Below are 21663 nucleotides of genomic sequence, written 5' to 3'. Positions count from 1 at the left end.
CCGCCTTTCTGGAGACGATCCCTGTGGTTGCTGTCTTATGGCTAAGACGGTATGTGCTTTACAGCTTTACAACATTTTCGGCTTGAGGACCGCGGTTGCCTTGTACAACGTTGAATTCCACGCGTTGGCCTTCGTCAAGCGTCTTGAAGCCATCGCCTTGAATCGCGCTGAAATGTACGAATACATCGTTTCCCCCTTCAACTTCGATAAAGCCAAAACCTTTCTCTGCGTTAAACCATTTTACTGTACCTGTTTGCATTGTGAAAAACCTCCAATAGATAATTTAACATGTTCCTTTTTTCTTTAAAAAAAATTCACATATTGAAAAAAGTTCCATCTTCAAAATGATCCCCTTTTCAATATGTGAATTGCGGTTTCAAATTTCCAATTTCTCTAACTTTACCACAGTTTATTTCAAAAAGCAACTGTCTGGGCCATCGGCCTTTCCCCGCCGGTATGTGAAAAGACACCCGATAGGGTGCCCTTGATTCACAGGGATCCGGCATGCTGTTTATATATCCATGTCAGGCTTGTTTCGACGCTTCAATCTCAATCGAAACTTTAACCTCGTCTCCGACGAGCACGCCTCCTGTTTCCAATGCCGCGTTCCAGGTTAAGCCGTAGTCGCTGCGCTTCAGGCTGCCTTGACCGCTGAATCCGGCTTTCTCATTTCCCCAAGGATCTTTGCCCTGACCCTCAAATGTAACGGAGAATGTTTCAGGGCGAGTGACGCCATGAAGGTTCAGATTGCCGGTCACATTGTATTCCCCGTCACCTGTTTTCGTGATTTGGGTAGATTGGAAGGTCAGTTTCGGATACTTCTCGATATCAAAAAAATCAGCTGTACGCAAATGCGCATCACGATCATCATTCCGGGTGTCAATACTGCTTAAATCGATACTAAATTGAACGTCAGCGGTTGTCAGATCTGTGGGGTCGGCTTCAATATTCGCTTCAAAGGTATGGAAGGTCCCCTTTACCTTCGCAATCATCATGTGTCTGATCGTAAAATCGATACTGCTGTGCGTAGGGTCGACAATCCATTTTGTTTTAGCCATTGTAACAACCTCCCTATTTTTACTTACTAATAGTTAACATCTAACTATTAGTATGTTAGTATTAATTGTATTCTTTTATCCTTCTTTTGTCAATCAATATTTTGGAAATTTACCCAAAATTATTTTTTTCTATCTGCGTAAAATAAAAAAACAGCCCGTAGAATCCCATTCCGTGAGGAATGCTGTCTACAGGCTGTAAAAGAGTGATCCCACTCATGACTTTATGATTCGGCTAACGGCAGCTCAACCCTTACTTCCGTACCTTGATTGTATGTACTCTGGATATGGATCGTGCCTTCAAAATGATCCAGAAGCTTCTTTACCATGTAAAGACCAATCCCTTGACCGCTTTTTTCTTGATTGAATTTCCCGTATTTTTGAAACAAATTTTGAAGCTGGTGTTCATGCATGCCCACACCATGATCCTTAATCTTCATCACTACTTTCTTCCCGTCACTGACGGCCGAGAATATGACTTTGGAATGCTCATGACTATACTTTATCGCGTTGCTCAATAAATTCGACAATATTAATTTAAATCCGATGGTATTGTTGAAAAGCTTTTCGTTTCCTTTCAGATCCAGTGTATAAACAAGCTGAATCTCTTGCGTTCTCGCTTTAATACTCATAAAATCGATGACTTCTTGTATACTCGGCAAAAGCCAGATCATTTCTTTATTCCATAATAAGTCGTTTGATAACATCTGTTCCGTATAGATGATATATGAAATTTCATTATCTATAATATCCACGCAGTCGGCAATCGATTTCATCTTTTCTATGCTGCCCGGACTTAGATGAGACTCCGATTTAAGCACCATCGAAGCATACGCTTTGATAATCGTCAGCGGATTGCGGACTTCGTGGGACACCACATGAACAAAATCCAGCTTTTGCTTATATAAATCCATTTCGGATTGCATTTCGGACTGAACCGAAAGGGAAGGAAATATCACCGTTTCATCTGTATTCTTATATAAATTGGAACGAATCAGTTCATTGTCCGTCATCAGGTACTCGTGGCTTCTCATTAACTTCATAAGAAGTGACGCAGGTACACTTTTCGCATCATAGGCACAGATGGATAACAATCCCATTCCGTAAACATTGCTGTCAGCTATCACTTCGTGCTTCTCAAGCAAATCTGCAATACCTTCTTGTTCCTTCCAATCTACATGGGCCCACGTTCGTATAGAAATATGCTTACTCAAAAAAGGCTGCAGCATTTCACCGAATTGATTCACGATGGTTTGACTGTTAAAATCTCCGTGCGCCCCATAAAAAACGCATCGGTCATAAAAATGCACCTTACACCGTTGTTCATTCGATAGAATCTGCTTCAGCTTTTCCTCAATCAGACGATTTTTCTCTTCGGAGTCAATAAACAGAATATGATGATCGTGTTCCAGACCGGTGACAATATATGAAAGCGCATTATTTAGATAATGCTGCAAATCATCGTAAAAGTATAAAATATGCCCGCCGTTTGATACTTGTAACTTTTTTGTTAATTGCATGATTGAATTTCCGTTCATGTCAGCACCTCATTGTAAAAAAAAGCTACAAGAATGGGAAAGACAGCGCTACCTGGTTGAATATGTATTTACAAATATTATACAAAAAAATTGTCGATTTTTAAATTCATATTTTCCAAATTTTTGCGCATCCCGACGGCAAAAAATAAGGCCCCCTCAGCGGAGAGCCTTAATTTTTATTACTTCTTTGTCATCCATTCCGGCTTGGAGAAGCCTTTGAATTGTTCGTCGATCGTTTTCTCAAACTCCGGCGATTGAATCGCAGCTTTCAGATCTTGGGCGAATTGAGTTTCGACATCTTTCGTATTCACAACCAGTACGTTGCGGTAGTTTTCCGCCATGTTCTCCAATTTCAAAGCAGCGGTCAGATCCATCTTGGCGGCAAGTGCAAAGTTGCCCGGTACCGCAGCCAAATCGGCGCTATCTACAGTACGCGGCAATTGAGCGGCTTCAAGCGGTTTAATAACAAGCTTCTTCGGGTTTTGGTCGATATCCTTTTCGGATATTTTCGACGGATCGGCATCCTTTTTGATGGTAACCAATCCGATATCCTGAAGCATAAGCAGCGTGCGGGCCAGGTTGGCCGGATCGTTGGCGACCGTTAACGTGCTGCCTTCTTTGATATCATCAAGCGATTTAAACTTGTTGGAATACAGTCCCATTGGAGCCGTCGGTACACTGATCACTTCTTTGAGATCCAAACCATTGTCCGATGCAAATTTTTTCAAATAAATAATGTGCTGGAACAGGTTGGCATCAATCGAGCCGTTGGCAAGCGCCTTGTTCGGCTGAACGTAATCGTTAAACTCCACAACTTCAATCGTGTAGCCTTTGCTTTCCATAATCGGCTTAATCGCTTTACCGACCATATCGCTGTAAGGGCCGGCCGTTGCTCCGATCTTTAATGCTTTTTTCTGCTCTTGCTTAGGCGCATCGGCGCCATTGTCACTCCCGGCATCTTTGGTTCCGCAGCCTGCAAGCAAAGATAAAACCAATGCCAGAATCATCATGAGTACAGCATGCTTTCTCATGGTTTCCCTTCCCCCTTTGAAATCATATTTATCTCAACGCTTATCTACTTTACGTGCGGCCCAATCCCCGATATGTTGAATGATTTGAACTAACACGATCAGCAAAATAACCGTTGTAAACAACACTTGATTATCGTACCGGTAATACCCGAAACGAATGGCCAGGTCGCCAATCCCTCCACCGCCGACCGTACCGGCCATAGCGGAGAAGCCGATCAGGCTGATTGCCGTGATCGTCAATCCCGAAATAATTCCCGATTTGGCTTCGGGCAGCAGCACTTCACGGATAATAAGCCACGGCTTTGCGCCCATCGCCACCGCAGCTTCGATAACGCCTTTGTTTACTTCCCGCAGCGATGCCTCTACCAGCCGTGCATAGAAAGGAATGGCCGCCACCGATAACGGAACCGCCGCCGCTGTCGGGCCGATGGTCGTCCCGAGAATCCAATGCGTGAACGGCAGGAGCAGTACGAGCAGGATCAAAAACGGAATGGAACGAATCATATTCGCCACAAATCCTACCACCACATTGAGCGTACGATTCTCGGAGAACAATCCCCGGTCACTGACAAAAAGCAGTATTCCTATCGGTATACCCAACACGATGGCGACGCCGAGCGAGATGCCGACCATGTACAAGGTCTCATAAAAGGCCTTGAGCATATCGGGCAACAATTGAAGGAATTCGCTACTCGACACGGTCTACCACCTCCACTCCGCAGGATCGATCCACCAGATATTGCAGCGCGTTGTCGATCTCCAGGGGTTCTCCTGTCACTTCCATAATAAACGTGCCCAGAGGCTTGTCCCCGATATATTCAATCTTGCCATGCAGGATGTTCGCCTTGATTCCGCTCGCTTTCAGCATGTCATAAATAATCGCTTGTTCAGCCGCTTCATCGCGAAATAATACTTTGACCACTTTCCCGGCCGGATCGAGCTTGTCCCATAATTTCCGGGGCAGTTTGAACTCCAGCGTGTTGGCAATAAATTCCCGGGTCAACGGTTGAACCGGATTGGCAAAAATCTCATAAACCGAGCCTTCTTCAATAATTTTTCCGTCCTGCATGATGGCGACGTGATGACATAAATCCTTCACCACTTCCATTTCATGCGTGATGAGTACGATAGTCAGGCCTAAGGTTTTATTGATATCGCGAAGCAGCGACAAAATGGATTGGGTTGTGGTCGGATCGAGAGCGGAGGTCGGCTCGTCGCACAGCAGCACCTGAGGATCATTGGCTAATGCCCGCGCTATACCTACCCTTTGCTTCTGGCCGCCGCTGAGCTGGGCCGGGTAATGCTCCGCTTTGTCAGCCAGTCCTACCAGCTGCAAGAGCTCGGTGACCCGCTTGTCGATCAAAGATGGCGGTTTCCCCGCAGCTTTAAGCGCGAAAGCCACGTTCTCGAACACCGTTTTGCTGGTGATCAAATGAAAGTGCTGGAAGATCATCCCGATTTTTTGGCGGGCGACTCTTAGCTCTTCCTTCGAAAGCGACGTCAGATCCACGCCATCGACCACCACTTTGCCCGAGGTAGGCTTCTCCAGCAGGTTGATACACCGGAGCACCGAGCTTTTACCGGCTCCACTGTAACCGACAATGCCGAAAATATCCCCTTTGCGGATAGTTAAATTGACACGATCGACACCGAGGACCATTCCTTTTTTCGTCTTATACTCTTTATGCAAATCAATAAGTTGAATCATATCGTCCCCCCCAAGCAAAAACACCTTTTTCGATCGAAAAAGGCGTCACCCATACGACGTACATCGCTTCCGCTTATGTTCATGTCGATCATACCCGTAATTGTATAATGGTTCAGATTGAATAAATCATACTATTTGCATGAGACCCTGTCAATAAAATATGGATTGGATATTTTGTCTAGAAGCGGCACTTTCATTTCCATATATACCTCACGCCGTCCCTTTTGCCCAAACCATTCCCTTAAAAAAGACATATTATAGTGGAGATCATTTACTACAGTATCAAGCAAATGGAGATGAAGAGATGGGACTTCCAACTCAGAACCCGCCCAAAAGCAAAACCAAAATCGATGTGCTCATCCCGGCGATTGAGAAGGATTCGGGTACACTCCCTTATGTGATTGATGCCATCAGAAAGCATGTAAAGCATCCTATAGGCAGCATTATGATCGTTTCTCCAAACAGCCAAAAAATCAAAAACATATGCCGCCATAAAGGGTGCCGATTTATCAATGAGACTGCCGTCCTGCCGATTACCAAAAAGCATATTCATTACCGTTCCAGGAAATGGGATAAGTCGGGCTGGCTTTACCAGCAGCTATTAAAGCTCGGCGGCGATTCCTTAGGTTCCCAAAAATTTTACTTGGTCATCGATGCCGATACGGTACTGATTCGTCCCCACAGGTTTAGAACCGGTGGCAAAACCGTGTTTTACTGCCGAAATTGGAGCCAGAATGAATATTTCAAAACCTACAAAAAGCTATTGGGAACCAAGGCCTCTTCGCCCGTCTCATTTGTCACCCACTATATGCTGTTTGATAAATCAAAGCTTGCCAAGCTGAAGAAGGCTATTGAAGCCAGACATCATACAAGCTGGTACCGGGCGATTATACGCCAAAGCGACAAGTCCAAACCGTTTGCTTTTTCCGAATTTGAAACGTATGGGAACTTCCTCTACTCCAGATCCCCCGGCCAGCTCATACTTAAGAAGGCTTTGAACAAAAGTTTAAATATGAATGCTTCACAGTTATCCCCGTCCAAGATCAAGAAGCTGGCTAAGAAATTCAGGTCCATCTCCTTCCACAAGCGGAAGTGGTATTCAAGAAAACCTAAGGGACTGGTACAATGACTGCTTATCAAGTGGTATGGAGAGGGCCTGTAAGTAGAGCCAGCGGTCTTGGAATAGCAAGCAGAGAGTATGTTCTTGCTTTGCAGCGGCGAGGCGTGGATGTGAAAGTGGATGTGAAAACGCATCAGTTGACCAGAACACCAAACAGAACAAATACCTTGCTTGCGAAATTCGCACAAAAGCCATACGCCAAAAACAAACCCAAGGTTTTAATATATCATTATCCGCCAAATACCATTAACCTGAAAAAGGAAAGAAAACGTTACGATTACATCATTTTGAATACCGTATGGGAAACAACCAAAATACCGTGCTGCTGGCTGCCTAATATCAATCAGTTTGATGCCGTTTTCGTCCCTTCGCTTCATAATAAGGTCGCCATGAGAAATAGCGGCGTGAAGGTACCCCTATTTATTGTCCCGCATGGAGTGCATATCCATATTTTTAAGCCGAAGAATAAGAAGCTGCTGTTAAAACAGCTGTCAGGAAGGTTCATATTTGTTTCCATATTTGGTTTCCAACACCGTAAAAATCCCGAGGCTTTATTAAGAGCCTACTGGGAAGAGTTTTCTTCCGCCGATCGAGTCGCTTTAGTAATCAAAACGAATGGATACAGCCGGGTTGAAAAGGAAGAATGGATTAAAAATAAAATTCGCAATTACAAAAAAATGCTTCGAATCCGCAAAAAAACTGCTCCGGTTTCCATTATCACACATCGTCTGAGGCAGCATCAGATGAAAGGGATATATACTCTGGGGAATGTCTTTGTATTGCCTTCCCGAGGGGAAGGCGTAGGCTTACCTTTTCTTGAATCGCTGTCCAGCGGTGTTCCCGTTATCGCTACCGGATGGGGCGGACACATGGACTTCTTGCATTCCGGAAATTCATTTTTCATCCGTTATCAGCTTAGACCTCCGGCGATCAGCATGAATAGCCGGCACTCCATATCACCTACTTTCCGCCATTTGTTCGCACAAAAAGGACAACGCTGGGCGGAAGCGGATATTCAGAGCCTAAAAAGACAAATGAGATTGGCGTATCGAAACCCGGGTCTTTGTAGACAGAAGGGAAGGCAAGGCAGAAGGGATATGCTTAATCAATCTTGGCTCCGTGCCGGATTCACATTAAAACAAGCTATCGAAAAGGTGATCCGAATAAGAAGAAAACGTCTATTCGTCCATGGATGAGCGACCGCCATTATAAGGCAGGTTTACTTGTACTAAAAAAAGATTTCGGCACCGCTGAAAACAATGTATACTTTTTTTATTGTTCAAAAAACAACGAAGATCCTAAAGGCTTCCTGTAAGGAGGAATAGTCTTGCGAATTGTTTTGCTATCCGGTGGTTCCGGGAAAAGACTCTGGCCGCTCTCCAATGAAATCCGATCGAAGATATTTCTTAAGCTGCTGGAATCTCCAGACGGGGTCAAGGAATCCATGATCCAAAGGATTTGCAGACAATTGGAGTCAGCCGGATTGCTTCCATACACATCGATCGTTACTCATCAAAGCCAAATTGAAATTACCATAAATCATATTGGCGACCGCGTTCCTATCATTAGCGAACCTCACAAAAGAGGAACTTTCACGGCAGTCGCTTTAGCCGCAGCTTATTTTCATTCCAAAGTGCATGCCGATGCAGATGAAACCGTCTGTATTATTCCTGTTGATTTATTCGTTGAGGAGTCCTTTTTCCATATTTTTCATCAGATGCCGCATATCCTCAGCCAATCCCAAGCAGATCTCGCCCTTCTTGGAACCACCCCTACTCACGCCTCCAGTCAATATGGATACATTGTGCCGAAGATCCAAAACAAGGCGGAATACTATCCCGTTGCCCAATTCGTGGAGAAACCGGATGCAAACCATGCAAGCTTCCTGATTCAAAAGAACGCTCTATGGAACTGCGGTGTTTTCGCCTTTTCCCTACGGTTTATGCTTTCTTACTTAAGCAGCCGAGGTCTGCCCGTTGAATATGAGGAATGGCTTGATCGGTATGAACAATTGCCCGAGCTTAGCTTTGATCATGAAGTTGTGGAAAAAACCGGTCATACGGTAGTGATCCCCTACGGCGGGACCTGGAACGATTTGGGCAGCTGGGATACATTAGCGAATCATCTTGGCAGCAGCGTCGTCGGTTTAGGCCAGGTGTCAGATGACTCTGTGAATACCCAACTGGTCAATGAGCTCTCCTTTCCCGTTCATGTGATCGATGTATCCGATATTATTGTAGCCGCAAGCGCCGATGGTATTCTTGTCGCCAGTAAAACCAACGCCAATCGAATCAAGCAGCAAGTCAATAGCATCCTGCGACGGCCTATGTATGATGAAAGAAGATGGGGAACCTGTCGGGTATTGGACTACTCGAAAACAGAAAAGGAAACGGAAACTCTGATTAAAAAGATCGAGATGCATGCAGGCAAAAATATGAGCTATCATTCTCACCAAAAAAGAAGAGAAGTATGGACCGTCATTTCCGGATCCGGTGAGCTGATTTTGGAGGGCCGACTCTCCACCATTCAAACCGGCGACGTGATTCAAATCCCCTGCGGGGCCAAACATACAGTGAAGGCCATTACGCCGCTCGTATTCATTGAAGTACAGATAGGTAATGATCTTAATGAAGAAGATATCACACGTGTTGCAGTAACCTGGGAGAAGGCCATCGAGTATGGCAACAAGGGGGAACCTCCCGCATAGCCTTCCGGCCCTACAATCTTTTAAGCGAAAGGGAATGGACATCATCAAAGACAGCAAAGGGACCGCTCCTCCGTCTAAAATAGACATCGGGGCGGTCCCTTCTCCATTGGTTTAGCCGTACTTCTACAAATTCTCCGCCTTGCAAAGCTTTTTCAGTGGCATGCTTACCTTACTCTGCCCTTATGAATGCATCCCCCCGGGCTGCTTATTTAATTTCCCATCGTAATGCAGGGATGGCGGCTTCCTTTTCAAAAGCGGCAGCGAATTGATATAATGACGCCTCATCGAAAGGCCTTCCGATGAACTGCATCCCGATCGGTAAGCCCGTCTTTGAAAAACCGCATGGAACCGAAAGGCTGGGCAGTCCCGTCAAATTGGTTGGTCCTGTTAAGCGGAGAAGGGAGGCACGAACCGGCTCGTCCTGTCCGTTGATCCGGATTTCCTTCTGTCCGATATTCGGAGGCAGGATGGGGAGGGTTGGCGTAACCAGCACATCCACATCCTCGAAAACATGACGAAAGGACTCCTGAGCGCGACGGCGAATGTCCTGAGCCTTCACGTATTCATACCCCTTGGCTTCTGCGCTTACCTGCAGCCGTTCCAACACTTCCGGATGATATTTTTCCGCGGAAGAATTGAAGTGCTCTTCGTGAACCGCATAAGCTTCGCTTTGTATCGTTTTCAGCTGTGCCCATGACACTTCGGAAAGAACCGGAATATCCACCGTTCGGATTTCTGCGCCCAGGGTTCTCAACAGATTGATGGCGTCGTCTATTTTGGCGCGGATTTCATCATCAATCAGGTCGTAATAGAAGGTCGATGGAATACCGATCACCTTGCCTCGAATCGGTTCCCCGATATAACGGGTAAAATCTTCTCCCGCTCGCTCCACCGAAAACGGGTCCTCAGGATCGTAACCGGCCAAGATGCCTAGCAGCTCCGCATTATCCTGAACGGTCCGTGTCATCGGTCCGATATGGTCCAGCGTGTAGGCCAACGGATATACTCCGTGTTTGCTTACTCTCCCAAAGGTAGGCTTCATTCCGACAATCCCGCATGCCGAAGAAGGAATCCGGATAGAGCCCCCGGTATCGGTTCCTAAAGCTCCGAAGCAGAGTGCTGAAGCGACGGCCGCACCGGCGCCGCTGCTGGACCCTCCGGTCATTTTGGACGTATCATAGGGGTTGCGCACCGGGCCAAAATAAGAAATATCGCCCGTAGGTCCATAGGCAAATTCATGCGTGTTGAGTTTTCCGATCACAATGGCACCGGCCTGCTTTAGCTTCCGGACCACACTGGCATCCGCATCGGGTATAAAATCTTTGTAAATCGCGGAGCCCATGGTGGTTTTTATGCCTTTGGTATAAATCAGATCCTTTAATCCGACGGGAATTCCGTGCAGCGGTCCTCTGTATTGACCTGCCGCGATTTCGGCCTCGGCTTGTTCGGCCTGTACAAGCGCCTCCTCCGCCGTTACCGTAATGAAAGCATTGAGCACCGGATTGAGGGCATCTATCCTTTTTAGCAATGGGGTGACAATGTCTTTCGGAGATATTTCCTTGCTGCGAAGCTTCTTCGAAAGCGTCGCGATATCGAGCTTTAACAGATTAGAATCGGACATTTGGAATCTCCTCTCACCTTGGATTGGCACCCCCTAGTCGGGGGCTGCCTTGGAATGTGAAATATTCGTCGATTAAGCTGTTTTTTCCCTTTTGCCGGGTTTCACAAAGATCATGGCCACCATCCCTATTCCTGCTGCAACGGCTGCCGCTACAAACATAGCCGTATACCCGCTTGACGCAACCAGTACACCTGTTAACGTAGGAGCGACAATAGTAGCTATATTCGTGATAAAGTGAGTAACTCCTCCAAAGGTCCCCGCTCGGGTAGGTTCCGTATCGATAATAACGGTCCAATACACGGAATTAGGCAAAAAGTTAAACGCATTCCCGATGGCCATCAGAGCAAGCACGGCCCCTACACTGTTTACAGTCGGAATCATCATAAAGCAGATCGCCGTAAGAAGAAGGGAAACAACCGCCAAACCGGAACGGGCGATGCGCAAGCTGCCTGTTTTCCGGCGAAGAGCGTCGGAAATTTTCCCCCCGAGCAATACGGTGACGCAGGCGCCGATCCAAGGGATCATCCCTAAATACCACAAAGAAGATAATTTAAAATCAAAGGTGTCCTGCAAATACTTAGGTGTCCAGGTCAAAATCAAGAAATTGACGTATTGGAAGGCGAAATATCCGATGGCGTTCATGACCAACGTCGGACTTTTAAAGAAATGATACCATGGGACATGTACCTTCGGTCCTTGATTTACGACCTGCTCGGTTTTCAACAAACCGTCGGTGGACCGGATTTCAGCCAACTCCTCCTTGGATACTTTCGGATGATCCTCCGGATTGTCGGTAAACATCTTCATCCAAATCACGACCCAAATGATTCCGATGATACCCAAAACGAGGAACATCTTTTTCCAGTCCATAATGGAAAGCAATCCGACAGCTACCGGGGCTGTCAGCAAAGCCCCCAGCGGCGAGCCGAGCAATCCGAGCGAAGCGGCAAATCCTCTTTCTTTGGGAGCGGCCCAGTTGGCCATCGTGCGATTGATGGTAGAAAAAAGCGGCCCCTCGGACAGACCGAACAACACCCGAAACAGAGCAAAGCCGGCAATGGCGGAACCGCCTAAAAGGGTCATTCCGATATAACCGGCATAAGCGGTCCCAATCTCAAAAACAGACCAAGCCAGCCCCGCCGCAATCCAAACAAACTTCGGCCCCTTCTTATCGGCCAGCATCCCGCCGAACAGCGCCCCGATCATGTAACCGTAGCCAAAGTAACCCAGGATTTCACCCCATGACTTTGGATTAAGACCGAATTCTGCGATAATCGCGGCTTGGGCGTACGAAATCGCTCCACGGTCAATGTAGTTAATAACCGTCATAAATACGATCATGCTAAAAATCAAATACCGGTACTTCAATCCTCTCACTCCTTGTCTTATTAAACAACATTGGTCTGCAAACGCTTTCGACGTAAGCCCAGTGTCGCTTTACCTTTCATTTATAACAAGGCTCTTGGAGTTAAACAATAGGTTGAAAAACAAATAACTATGCAGCATCGCATAGTCATTTTAGTAGAAAGCTTATAAATTCAGGATATTTAGCCATATCCATCGCTTCCTTCTTTTTTATGCATTAATGCATAACCATATATGCAAAGATGCATAATTCATTGCTTTCCCTTCCACCGACTTAACTTTCTGCTTACCGTAGATTGATTTACTCCTAACACTTCAGCGATTCTCGTGGTCGAATGATACCGCTTTTGAGCCAATTGCAGCAATTCTTTTTCCAATAATTCAACAGCATCCTTTAAGGGCATAATCTGATGAATCTGGATACCTTTATGTTCTTTGACATTGACGTTCACATGGTCAGGCAAATGCTCCTCATGAATCCATTCGTCCTCCGTTGTGACAAACAGTCTTTCGGTCATATTTTGCAGTTCGCGGACATTTCCCGGCCAAGCGTATTCCTGCATTTTTTTTAAAACGAGCGGATTAAATTTCTTCTTCAGCCCGTATTTTCGGTTTAACTGGTCTGTGAAATAAAGGATTAAGGGAATAACGTCCTCTTTCCGCTCGCGCAGCGGAGGAATCGCAATGGGAACAACATTCAACTGGTAATACAGATCTTTTCGGAATTGTCCGGACTGTACCTTCTGCTCGATGTCCTGTGCCGTAGCGGAAATGATTCTTACATTAATCTCAACGGAAGTGCTCCCTCCCATCCGCGTAATCCTTTTTTCCTGGATGGCTCGAAGCAATTTCACTTGCAGAGCCGGTGGAATTTCATCCACTTCATTCAAAAATAAGGTTCCTTCATGTGCCATTTCCAAGCAGCCTAGTTTCACTTCCGCCGCACTCTCGTCACCAAACAATTCGGTCTCCAGTAACAGCGGCGGAATGGCCCCGCAATGAACGGTAATGAACGGTCCTTCATGACGGTGACTCCATTTATGGATATAAGAAGCCAGCACTTCTTTGCCGATTCCCGATTCACCTAACAGCAGTACGCTTGAATCCACCTTGGCTACCTTTTGCGAGAAAGAAACCACTTTTCTCATCTGTTCGCTCCGGTAGATCATTTCCTTCTCAAATTCCTTCTTGGAGCGCAGGTCCATAATTTCTTTCCGGTAGCTTTCCGTTAATTGCTTAAGCAATTCAATCTCGGCTTGAAGCTGACTAATCTCCGTAATATCCCTGGAGGCATTGACAACACGAATAATACGTCCCTCATCATCTTTAATCGGGGTGCCGACTACCTTCAAGCGGCGGCCTGTCTTGGTCGTTTGAATCATCGATACCTTTTCCTGCTTTTCCAGAACGAGACGGGTAATGGAAGGGTAATACACTCCCTCTCTTTCTAACTCATATACGCTTTTTCCCACCAGTTCTTCTTCCTTGTAGCCCCATAACGTTTCGCACGCGGAACTAACCCTAAGGGTAATCCCCTGGCCATCAGATACATAAATCACATCATAAGAAATATCAAAAATCGCCTTTAAATCGAAATTCAGATTTTTATAAAAATCCAGCTCCTCGACGATCTCCTGTAACTCGGACGCCCGCTGAAAAACCAATACTTCTCCTTCCCCTTGACCCTGTAGAAAAAAGGGAAAACGCTGAGCGGCAAACGCTTCATCCCCCAGCTTAAATTGCATACTTCTTTTTGGATCGGAAGGCTCCATGCTCAAATCCTGGAGTACATCCTGCAAAAATATATCCTTGTCAGACTTAAGTGAAAAGCGATCGGCGGCATAACGATTCATAAGTACAATCCGCTTGTCCCGATCCATAAACATCATGCCAAACGGCAGCAGATCTAAAGCTTCTTGCTCCAAACCTTTCACAAGAACTTCCCCCCTAAACACGGCAATCCCTCGTTATATTCATCCCATGCAAAGAAACAGGCCACCCGCGAGAGTTGGCCTGTTCAACAGGATATTTCCATTTATGCCTTGATCTTGAAGTTAAAATAGTCCTTGGCATTATTATAGGAAATGCCTTGAACAATACTGCCCAGAAGCTCCATATCATTCGGAACCTCTCCATTCTCAACCCATTCGCCAATCAGGTTGCAAACCAATCGTCTAAAGTATTCATGCCTTGTATAGGACAAGAAGCTTCTGGAGTCGGTAAGCATCCCGACAAAACGGCTCAGCAGTCCGACGTTAGCCAACGTTTTCATCTGCTCGAGCATGCCGTCCTTCGTATCGTTGAACCACCAGGCGGAGCCCAGCTGCATTTTCCCTGGAATCCCGCCGTTCTGGAAGGCTCCCATTACCGTGGCCAGCACATAATTGTCCTTAGGGTTCAAAGAGTACAAGATCGTTTTATGCAGGGCGTTTTCTTTGTCCAAAGCATCGAGCAATTTTCCTAACGGATAAGCAAGTGCGCTGTCGTTGATGGAATCGAAGCCTGTGTCCGGGCCCAGCTTCTCAAACATCCGCGAGTTGTTGTTTCTTGATGCATTAATGTGGAACTGAGTGGCCCAGCCCAGCTCTGCATAAATTTTGCCCAAGAAAATCAATGTATATGTCTTAAACTTTTTTTCTTCCTCTAAGCTAACCGCTCTTCCCTGCAAGGCATAAGCAAAAATCTCTGCCGCTTCTTCTTTGGTCGTCTCGGCATAAGCTACATAGTCCAACGCATGGTCGGAAACCGTACAGCCCACGCTGTGGAAAAATCTGGCCCTTGCATCGAGAGCTGCCAAAAATTGATCGTAGCTGGAAATCGGCTGTCCGGTTACTTGCCCAAGCTTCTCAATCCAAGGCACAAACGTAGCCCGGTTGATTTCCAGCCCCTTATCCGGCCGGAAAGCAGGCAGTACGGCCACGTCAAAATCGTTCTCTTCCTTCAGTTTGATATGATATTCCAAGGAATCGGTTGGGTCGTCCGTCGTGCAAACCACTTTGACATTGGACTTGGTAATCAGATCTCTTGCGCCGAAGCCTTCCCCTTGGAGCAGAGCGTTTACCTTCTCCCAAATCAACGGCGCATTCTTTTCATTAATCAAGTCATGGATGCCGAAAAAGCGCCGGAGCTCCAGATGGGACCATTGGAAAAGCGGATTTCCAATCGTCATCGGTACGGTTTTGGCCCACGCCAGGAATTTATCATAGTCGCTAGCATCGCCGGTAATATACTTCTCCTCTATACCGTTAGCTCTCATGACTCTCCATTTGTAGTGATCTCCGTTCAACCATACTTCCGTTATATTTTTAAACGTTTTGTTCTCATATATTTCCTGAGGGCTCAAATGGCAGTGATAGTCGATAATCGGCATTTCTTTTGCATAATGATTGTATAAATGGACTGCCGTTTCGTTGTTTAACAAGAAATTTTCATCCAAAAATGTTTTCATAAACATTCCACCTCTGCCCTTTTTAGATTAATGTTCACGTGTGCTTTAATAGTACTTCTTTTATCACGCAATTACAATACAAAATTGTTCACGTTAACATTTTTTCGGGAGATTTCTCTTCGGGCTGCAAATGACTTTAGCTAAACGGCTTTACCTATGAGAAAAAGAGGACCGGATTCGCTTTTCAATCGCAAACCCGGTCCTCTATTGCTGTACCTATGAGAGCTTTTTATGGTTTAACAAATACCGTTTTGATGGAAGTGAAAAATTCGATTGCCGCTTGACCCTGTTCACGGGAATGGGAGCTCGATTGTTTCATTCCGCCGAACGGAGCCTGCAGTTCTACGCCCGCGCTTTCCGCATTGATACGGACGAGGCCCGCATCGATATCCTTGATGAAATTGAGCATGTTCGCGATATCGCGGGTAAAGATGGACGCGCTGAGACCGAACTTCACGTCATTGGCGATCTCTATCGCTTCCTCAATGGTATCTACCTTGATCAAAGCAAGCACAGGTCCGAAAATTTCTTCCTGCGCGATGGTCATGTTAGTCTTGACGTTCTCAAATACCGTTGGCTGTACATAGAAGCCATGCTCCAAGCCTTCTCCTTCAGGTCGGCTGCCGCCGTAAAGAAGAGTGGCCCCTTCTTCCTTTCCTTTTTGAATATAAGAAAGAACGGTATCCAATTGGCTTTGGCTGGCGCAAGGGCCCATCCATGTATCGCTTTGCAGCCCGTGACCGACTTTGATTTCCTTCACTTTGGCCAGAAGCTTTTGTTTGAATTCCTCATATACGGCGCTTTGAACGATAACACGGCTGGTGGCCGTACATTTTTGACCGGTAGAGCGAAGACCTCCGCTGACGGTCGCATCCACCGCAAGATCCAAATCCGCATCCGCCGCCACGATGACCGGGTTTTTACCGCCCATCTCCAGCTGATATTTGGCACCGCGTGCAAGCGCACCCTGTCCGACCAATTTACCCACGTTGTCGGAACCGGTGAAGGTAATGCCGTTAATATCGGGGTGATCGATAATGCCCTGACCGATAACGGAACCGTTGCCTGTAACCAGATTCAAGACACCTGCGGGCAGTCCTGCTTCCGCCATGCACTCGATCACTTTCGCCGCAGTGACAGCCGTTTCCTGGGCCGGCTTGAGCACTACGGTATTTCCATATACGAGCGCCGGCGCCATTTTCCAAATCGGGATGGCCACAGGGAAGTTCCAAGGCGTGATGACGCCTACAACTCCAAGCGGAACGCGTGTAGTGAACATCAAAGCTTCCGCATCCGTAGACGGGATAACGTCACCGTTCTTACGCATGCCCTCACCGGCATAATAACGCAAAATCGCTATACCGCGGGCGGTTTCGCCCTTGGCTTCCGGGAACGTCTTGCCCATTTCCCTTGTCATGGTTTCCGCTACTTCATCGAGGCGTCTTTCCAAAGCATTCGCCATCTTATACAGGTACTCTCCGCGCGCCGGGCCGGACAGCTTTCTCCACTGCGCGAAGGCCTTTTTCGCAGCAGCTACGGCACGATCCAGGTCTTCTTTGCCGGATTTTTGAATGTAGCCGACAATTTCATGCTTGTTCGCGGGGTTAATGCTCGCGTCCGTCTTGCCCGTGGAGGCGGCAACCCACTCTCCATCGATATAGTTCAAATAGGTTTTGGCTTCTGTTTGTACGGTCATGGTCTATTTACTCCTTCCGAATAACAAATTTAGAATGTAGGTCCGATGCGCCAGATCCCGAAATCATGCTGCTTTAATATTTCCGCTTTGGTCAGCTTTCCGGAGCACACCTTGGCAATTTGATCCATAATCCGCTGGCCGACCGAGTCGATCGTTTCCGTGCCTTCAATAATCGTCCCTGCGTTAATATCGATATTCTCGCGCATTTTATTGAAGATCGCCGAGTTCGTGGATATTTTGATCGTTGGTGCGATCGGAGAACCTGTTGGCGTCCCTCTTCCTGTAGTAAACAGCACGATTTGCGCTCCGCCGGCGACCATTCCTGTTAACTGCTCGATATCATGGCCTGGCGTATCCATCCAAACCAGTCCCTTGCGGGTCGGCCGCTCGGCATAATCGATCAGCTCCTGAAGCGGCCGGGTTCCTGCTTTATTCGCCGCTCCGAGCGATTTTTCCTCAAGAGAGCTCAGCCCTCCGCGGATATTGCCCGGACTCGGATTGCCGGTACGGATATCCACGCCCATCGTAAAGGCGCGGTTTTCCATGGCCTGAATGACTTCATAGACCCGCTTCGCCACTTTGTCGTCAACGGCACGATTCGCAAGCAAATGCTCGGCGCCGATCAGTTCCGTCGTTTCCGCCAGAATCGAAGTGCCTCCGCAATCGACAATCCGGTCGCTGACGAATCCGACCGCCGGGTTCGCGGATAAGCCGGAACAGGCATCTGAGCCGCCGCATTCGGTACCGACGATAAGCTCGCTGAACGGAAACGGCTCGCGCATGAGCTCAGAGGCGTCCTGCACCATTTGTGCCGCGATTTTTGCGCCCTGGGCGATGGCAGACAGGGTGCCTCCGTGGTCCTGGATCGATACAAGCTCGACAGGCTTGCCGCTCTTGGCAATTTCACCGGCAACGCTGCGCGCTTGATGCGTTTCGCAGCCCAGTCCAAGTACGACAACGCCGTAAACGTTAGGATTGGTCCCCATGCCCACGTAGGTTCGGAAGGTTTGTTCATAATCGACGCCGACCTGGGCGCAGCCATGCTGATGAATGAAGGATACCGTGCCCTGCACAAGCTCCGTAATTTGCTTCGCCGCTTGAGTGGCGCAAGTAATGGTAGGTAATATCAGCACATGGTTGCGTACGCCTACACGTCCGTCCGGACGACGGTATCCCCAAAATGTCGGTTCAGGTTGATTGGCCAAGCTTATCACCTCTTCCTCGTTTGCCTTCCAGGTTATGCACATGCACATGCTCGCCGGCTTGAATATCTTTGACGGCAACGCCGATGACCTCGCCGTATTTGAGGATATCCTGACCCGAGCTGATCGGTAAGACGGCGAATTTGTGGCCGAACTCGATCGCCTGCCTGAGCTCGACTTCAAAGGTCTTATCCTGACATGTGACCTGAAGAAGCGCTCCAGCCGGTACATTCTCCAAAGCGACAGCGACGTTGTCCTGCGGCTTCATCATAATGACCTTGTATTTGGCCTGTGTCGGCTCCATTCCGATCCCTCCACTCCGCTTATGGGCGTTTTACGAAGTTCGTCAGTACACCGATACCGGAGATTTCATTCTCAATGCGGTCGCCATCCTGCAACGTGAACTCATTGGGGGGGACGATGCAGGTTCCGGTAAGAAGGATAGTGCCGTCAAAGATTTCATTATCTCTGATCAGGAAGGAAACCAGCTCTTCGAGCTTTCTCTTTAACTGCCCGGTGCTTGCCGTACCATCTACAACCTTCTCATTGTTACGGTAAATCCGGCAGGCAATTTCGAACTTGTACGGATCCTCCACCGTTTCCGCCAAACGGATCGACGGTCCGATGGAGCACGATCTTTTCCAAAGCTTCGCCTGCGGAAGATAGAGCGGATTCTCCCCTTCGATGTCACGGCAGCTCATATCGTTACCGACGGTATAGCCGAGAATCGTACCTTTGCTGTCAATGACAAGGCCGAGCTCGGTCTCCGGAATTTGCCAGTTCGAATCGCTGCGCAGGTAAACATCGTCATTGGGCCCCACGGTCCTTGCGGCAGTCGATTTGAAGAAAATTTCCGGACGCTCCGCATCGTATACTTTATCGTAGAACGTCGTTGAATCCAGCTTGCCGCCGGTAGCCTCATAATTTCTCGCTTCCTTGCTCCGGGCATAGGTGACGCCGGATGCCCATACTTCAGGGGCTTCAATCGGCACCAGCAGACGAAGGTTCTCGAACGCCGTTGGCAGCGGGCTGCCGTTTTCGATCTCACGCAAAACGAGCTTCAGCGGGGTCGTTCCCTGTGCATTAGCGGCATCCACCAGCTCTATAAAACCTTGATACGGCAGCGCAAACACTTGATTCTCATCCGTTAAAGCAGCAACCGTAGGTACATCAGACTCATTTAAAAATCGAATTATACGCATGAAATATGCCTCCCAAGTTGGTATATAGTGAACTCCTTCATATCCCTAGAGCACTTCCTTGCCATGAAATGAAGGAATGCCGAATCCCATCTGTTCTGAAATTTCCTCCGCAGCCTGCTGCAGGGATTGTACGTGCTCCATCAACTCCGCATCGCTCACGCGTGCAACGAGCGTTGACATACTGATCGCAGCGATCACCTGCCCCGAATGATCCCTTACCGGAACGGCAATGCAGCGCACTCCCGGCTCATTTTCTTCATTGTCTACGGAGTAGCCCTGTCCACGTACCTTTTCAAGCTCTTGCATAAAATAAGATTCGCTCATAATGGTTTTCGCGGTATGCTGCCTGTAAACATAACCTTTCAGTAATTGCTTTAACTCCTTCGGCTCTTTATAGGCGACGAGCACCTTGCCAACCGCACTGCAGTGGATTGGAATTCGTTTGCCGATACGCGAATAACGGATGATCGCCTTCGAACCTTCGACTTTATCGATGTACACGCCCTCTTTGCCGTCCAGAATGACCAAATTCGTCGTCTGGCCCGTGATGTTCGATAAGTGGATCAGGTGCTTTCTTACAACGTTCCGAATATCGAGATTATGCATGACGATGGTCCCTCTCTCGAGCAGCTTCATGCCCAAACGGTATTTTCCGTTCTCGGGGTTTTGTTCAATATAGCGATGAACCTGAAGCGTTTTTAAGAGAGAATGAACGGTACTCTTGTGCAGAACCATGCGGTCGCTGATTTCAGTGATTTTCAACTCGGTATCATACTCATCGAACAAATCCAAAATCAAAAGTGCCCGTTCTACAGCTTGAATCATCGGCATGTTTATTCACCCTTTTTACGGAAACCTTTCATTTGTTTACTTCTTCACAGGGACACCCAAGCCGGCGGCGCCTTTTTCCGATGTTCGCAATTCGGGACTGTACCGTTTGATCATATCCGTTCCGATTTTTGCGCGTCTCACGCGCTCTTTGCACAGCGCAATCGAGGTTTGCTCCAAATGGGTGCCGGAAGGATAAATGTTAGGCGAGTTGCGCAATCCGAACTTAATATAGACGGGAGCAGCCACACGGATGATTTCCGGAATTTCGTAATGCCGGATAAATCCGCCGATATCGTCCGGAACTTCAACATAAATATCAATCGGAATATCAACGGCCTGACGAATCGCAGCAAGGCGGGCCAGGGTAAGATCGGTCGGTACGTTGTAGGTATCCGCCCCTATGCTTTCGATCAGTTTAATGGAAACCGGGTTCGCCTGCGCCATTTGCACGGAAATTTTCACGACCAAATCTTCCGGCAGCTCGCCCTTCTTTTTGAACTCATTGACAAGCCAAAGCAGCCCTTCATCCGCTACGAGAATGCCGCGAATGCCCGCATCGCACGCACGCTTGATATCCTCGATCGAATAAACGAGCTGATCCATGCTTTCCACGCGAAGACCGATGACCTTGCCGGCACTCGCCCAAGGCATTGCAGTGGTATCCCACGTACCGCGAGGTCCTACAAACAAGCTGACCTCCAAGTTTTCGCGCTTGCCGATTTCCGCCATTTGCTTCAGTTCGTCATCCGTCAGCAGCATGATGCCGCTGCCTTGAGACACGCGATGAATCAACACATCATATTGCTTGCAGGCTTCGATAACCGCCTCAAAGGAAGCTGGCCCTTCCACGCTGGGAATTTCAATCCGGTATTGGGCGCCATCCGGAAATGTCTTTGTGGAGGACGGCAGATCATGAAGGTCACCACGCGGGAACCCAAGCTGTTCAATGACATCACGAGTTTTTTGCAAGAGTCGCATCCCCTTTATAAACGTATTCATGTTCTTATCCAAACCATCTTTCCATGGATCCCGGCCTGTGGCTTAACGGCGCTGCATTCATGGAAGACGGTTCCGATCCCATAACCATTCCTTCCGTTGTTGTCCCTGGTTTCGGGAAGCAATACAGATGGGGAGACCGT

General features: G+C 47.6%; 19 protein-coding genes. 3 read left to right on the top strand and 16 right to left on the bottom strand.

Features of this window, described 5'->3' with window-relative positions; translation table 11 throughout:
• Nucleotides 1–58: 58 nt before the first annotated feature.
• The 6 genes from IJ22_RS21475 to IJ22_RS21450 all read right to left on the bottom strand — a co-directional run bounded on the left by IJ22_RS21475 (nucleotide 59) and on the right by IJ22_RS21450 (nucleotide 5332).
• A complete protein-coding gene (locus IJ22_RS21475; protein WP_054817005.1) occupies nucleotides 59–259 on the bottom strand; it encodes a cold-shock protein in 201 nt (66 codons plus the stop codon).
• Nucleotides 260–524: 265 nt separating this feature from the next.
• A complete protein-coding gene (locus tag IJ22_RS21470) occupies nucleotides 525–1058 on the bottom strand; it encodes a YceI family protein (protein ID WP_054817004.1) in 534 nt (177 codons plus the stop codon).
• A 221-nt stretch (nucleotides 1059–1279) separates the two neighbouring features.
• Nucleotides 1280–2593, bottom strand: coding sequence for an ATP-binding protein (locus tag IJ22_RS21465; protein ID WP_062410259.1), 1314 nt, complete (start codon nucleotides 2591–2593; stop codon nucleotides 1280–1282).
• A 179-nt stretch (nucleotides 2594–2772) separates the two neighbouring features.
• Complete coding sequence (locus IJ22_RS21460; protein ID WP_062410258.1) at nucleotides 2773–3624, bottom strand: MetQ/NlpA family ABC transporter substrate-binding protein; 852 nt, start codon at nucleotides 3622–3624, stop codon at nucleotides 2773–2775.
• 33 nt (nucleotides 3625–3657) lie between these two features.
• On the bottom strand, nucleotides 3658–4287 hold the full coding sequence (locus IJ22_RS21455; RefSeq protein ID WP_054817054.1) for a methionine ABC transporter permease: 630 nt from the start codon (nucleotides 4285–4287) through the stop codon (nucleotides 3658–3660).
• 25 nt (nucleotides 4288–4312) lie between these two features.
• The gene (locus tag IJ22_RS21450) at nucleotides 4313–5332 is read right to left on the bottom strand and encodes a methionine ABC transporter ATP-binding protein (protein WP_062410257.1); all 1020 of its coding nucleotides are present in this window, start codon (nucleotides 5330–5332) and stop codon (nucleotides 4313–4315) included.
• A gap of 304 nt (nucleotides 5333–5636) precedes the next feature.
• Here IJ22_RS21450 and IJ22_RS21445 point away from each other — a divergent pair, with 304 nt between their 5' ends.
• The 3 genes from IJ22_RS21445 to IJ22_RS21435 all read left to right on the top strand — a co-directional run bounded on the left by IJ22_RS21445 (nucleotide 5637) and on the right by IJ22_RS21435 (nucleotide 9159).
• Nucleotides 5637–6461: a DUF6492 family protein gene (locus IJ22_RS21445; protein ID WP_062410256.1), complete on the top strand. Its 825-nt coding sequence runs from the start codon at nucleotides 5637–5639 to the stop codon at nucleotides 6459–6461.
• Entirely contained in the window at nucleotides 6458–7648 is a 1191-nt protein-coding gene (locus IJ22_RS21440; RefSeq protein WP_062410255.1) for a glycosyltransferase family 4 protein, read from the top strand. Before IJ22_RS21445 ends, IJ22_RS21440 begins: the two co-directional genes overlap by 4 nt.
• Before the next feature lie 131 nt (nucleotides 7649–7779).
• On the top strand, nucleotides 7780–9159 hold the full coding sequence (locus tag IJ22_RS21435; RefSeq protein ID WP_062410254.1) for a sugar phosphate nucleotidyltransferase: 1380 nt from the start codon (nucleotides 7780–7782) through the stop codon (nucleotides 9157–9159).
• Between the two features lie 205 nt (nucleotides 9160–9364).
• Here IJ22_RS21435 and IJ22_RS21430 read toward each other — a convergent pair whose 3' ends face one another.
• The 10 genes from IJ22_RS21430 to IJ22_RS21385 all read right to left on the bottom strand — a co-directional run bounded on the left by IJ22_RS21430 (nucleotide 9365) and on the right by IJ22_RS21385 (nucleotide 21493).
• Nucleotides 9365–10780, bottom strand: coding sequence for an Asp-tRNA(Asn)/Glu-tRNA(Gln) amidotransferase GatCAB subunit A (locus IJ22_RS21430; protein WP_062410253.1), 1416 nt, complete (start codon nucleotides 10778–10780; stop codon nucleotides 9365–9367).
• 72 nt (nucleotides 10781–10852) lie between these two features.
• The gene (locus IJ22_RS21425; protein ID WP_082661036.1) at nucleotides 10853–12121 is read right to left on the bottom strand and encodes an MFS transporter; all 1269 of its coding nucleotides are present in this window, start codon (nucleotides 12119–12121) and stop codon (nucleotides 10853–10855) included.
• 275 nt (nucleotides 12122–12396) lie between these two features.
• Complete coding sequence (locus IJ22_RS21420) at nucleotides 12397–14079, bottom strand: sigma 54-interacting transcriptional regulator (protein WP_235594190.1); 1683 nt, start codon at nucleotides 14077–14079, stop codon at nucleotides 12397–12399.
• A 101-nt stretch (nucleotides 14080–14180) separates the two neighbouring features.
• Nucleotides 14181–15593: a glucuronate isomerase gene (gene uxaC / locus IJ22_RS21415; RefSeq protein WP_062410251.1), complete on the bottom strand. Its 1413-nt coding sequence runs from the start codon at nucleotides 15591–15593 to the stop codon at nucleotides 14181–14183.
• 229 nt (nucleotides 15594–15822) lie between these two features.
• A complete protein-coding gene (gucD, locus tag IJ22_RS21410) occupies nucleotides 15823–17289 on the bottom strand; it encodes an alpha-ketoglutaric semialdehyde dehydrogenase GucD (RefSeq protein ID WP_062410250.1) in 1467 nt (488 codons plus the stop codon).
• Between the two features lie 29 nt (nucleotides 17290–17318).
• Nucleotides 17319–18494, bottom strand: a complete 1176-nt coding sequence (locus IJ22_RS21405) for a UxaA family hydrolase (RefSeq protein WP_054816998.1) — start codon at nucleotides 18492–18494, stop codon at nucleotides 17319–17321.
• Nucleotides 18478–18795, bottom strand: a complete 318-nt coding sequence (locus IJ22_RS21400; protein WP_062410249.1) for a UxaA family hydrolase — start codon at nucleotides 18793–18795, stop codon at nucleotides 18478–18480. The genes IJ22_RS21405 and IJ22_RS21400 overlap by 17 nt, the downstream gene beginning before the upstream one ends.
• A 19-nt stretch (nucleotides 18796–18814) precedes the next feature.
• Nucleotides 18815–19693: a fumarylacetoacetate hydrolase family protein gene (locus IJ22_RS21395; RefSeq protein WP_054816996.1), complete on the bottom strand. Its 879-nt coding sequence runs from the start codon at nucleotides 19691–19693 to the stop codon at nucleotides 18815–18817.
• Between the two features lie 45 nt (nucleotides 19694–19738).
• Complete coding sequence (locus tag IJ22_RS21390) at nucleotides 19739–20524, bottom strand: IclR family transcriptional regulator (RefSeq protein ID WP_054816995.1); 786 nt, start codon at nucleotides 20522–20524, stop codon at nucleotides 19739–19741.
• A 36-nt stretch (nucleotides 20525–20560) separates the two neighbouring features.
• Complete coding sequence (locus IJ22_RS21385; protein WP_171006010.1) at nucleotides 20561–21493, bottom strand: U32 family peptidase; 933 nt, start codon at nucleotides 21491–21493, stop codon at nucleotides 20561–20563.
• Nucleotides 21494–21663 lie beyond the last annotated feature (170 nt).

It is taken from the genome of Paenibacillus naphthalenovorans (genome assembly GCF_001465255.1).
Classification (GTDB): Bacteria; Bacillota; Bacilli; order Paenibacillales; family NBRC-103111; genus Paenibacillus_G; species Paenibacillus_G naphthalenovorans.
The sequence above is the reverse complement of the archived record's forward strand: the minus strand, read 5'-3'. Positions and strand labels throughout refer to the sequence as shown.

Coding starts and splice junctions, on each gene's coding strand:
- IJ22_RS21400 (WP_062410249.1), bottom strand. CDS start 18,795: ATGGAGCCGACACAGGCCAAATACAAGGTCATTATGATGAAGCCGCAG.
- IJ22_RS21440 (WP_062410255.1), top strand. CDS start 6,458: ATGACTGCTTATCAAGTGGTATGGAGAGGGCCTGTAAGTAGAGCCAGC.
- IJ22_RS21470 (WP_054817004.1), bottom strand. CDS start 1,058: ATGGCTAAAACAAAATGGATTGTCGACCCTACGCACAGCAGTATCGAT.
- IJ22_RS21455 (WP_054817054.1), bottom strand. CDS start 4,287: ATGCTCAAGGCCTTTTATGAGACCTTGTACATGGTCGGCATCTCGCTC.
- IJ22_RS21425 (WP_082661036.1), bottom strand. CDS start 12,121: ATGATCGTATTTATGACGGTTATTAACTACATTGACCGTGGAGCGATT.
- gucD (WP_062410250.1), bottom strand. CDS start 17,289: ATGACCGTACAAACAGAAGCCAAAACCTATTTGAACTATATCGATGGA.
- IJ22_RS21445 (WP_062410256.1), top strand. CDS start 5,637: ATGGGACTTCCAACTCAGAACCCGCCCAAAAGCAAAACCAAAATCGAT.
- IJ22_RS21430 (WP_062410253.1), bottom strand. CDS start 10,780: ATGTCCGATTCTAATCTGTTAAAGCTCGATATCGCGACGCTTTCGAAG.
- IJ22_RS21450 (WP_062410257.1), bottom strand. CDS start 5,332: ATGATTCAACTTATTGATTTGCATAAAGAGTATAAGACGAAAAAAGGA.
- uxaC (WP_062410251.1), bottom strand. CDS start 15,593: ATGAAAACATTTTTGGATGAAAATTTCTTGTTAAACAACGAAACGGCA.
- IJ22_RS21460 (WP_062410258.1), bottom strand. CDS start 3,624: ATGAGAAAGCATGCTGTACTCATGATGATTCTGGCATTGGTTTTATCT.
- IJ22_RS21465 (WP_062410259.1), bottom strand. CDS start 2,593: ATGAACGGAAATTCAATCATGCAATTAACAAAAAAGTTACAAGTATCA.
- IJ22_RS21390 (WP_054816995.1), bottom strand. CDS start 20,524: ATGCCGATGATTCAAGCTGTAGAACGGGCACTTTTGATTTTGGATTTG.
- IJ22_RS21395 (WP_054816996.1), bottom strand. CDS start 19,693: ATGCGTATAATTCGATTTTTAAATGAGTCTGATGTACCTACGGTTGCT.
- IJ22_RS21475 (WP_054817005.1), bottom strand. CDS start 259: ATGCAAACAGGTACAGTAAAATGGTTTAACGCAGAGAAAGGTTTTGGC.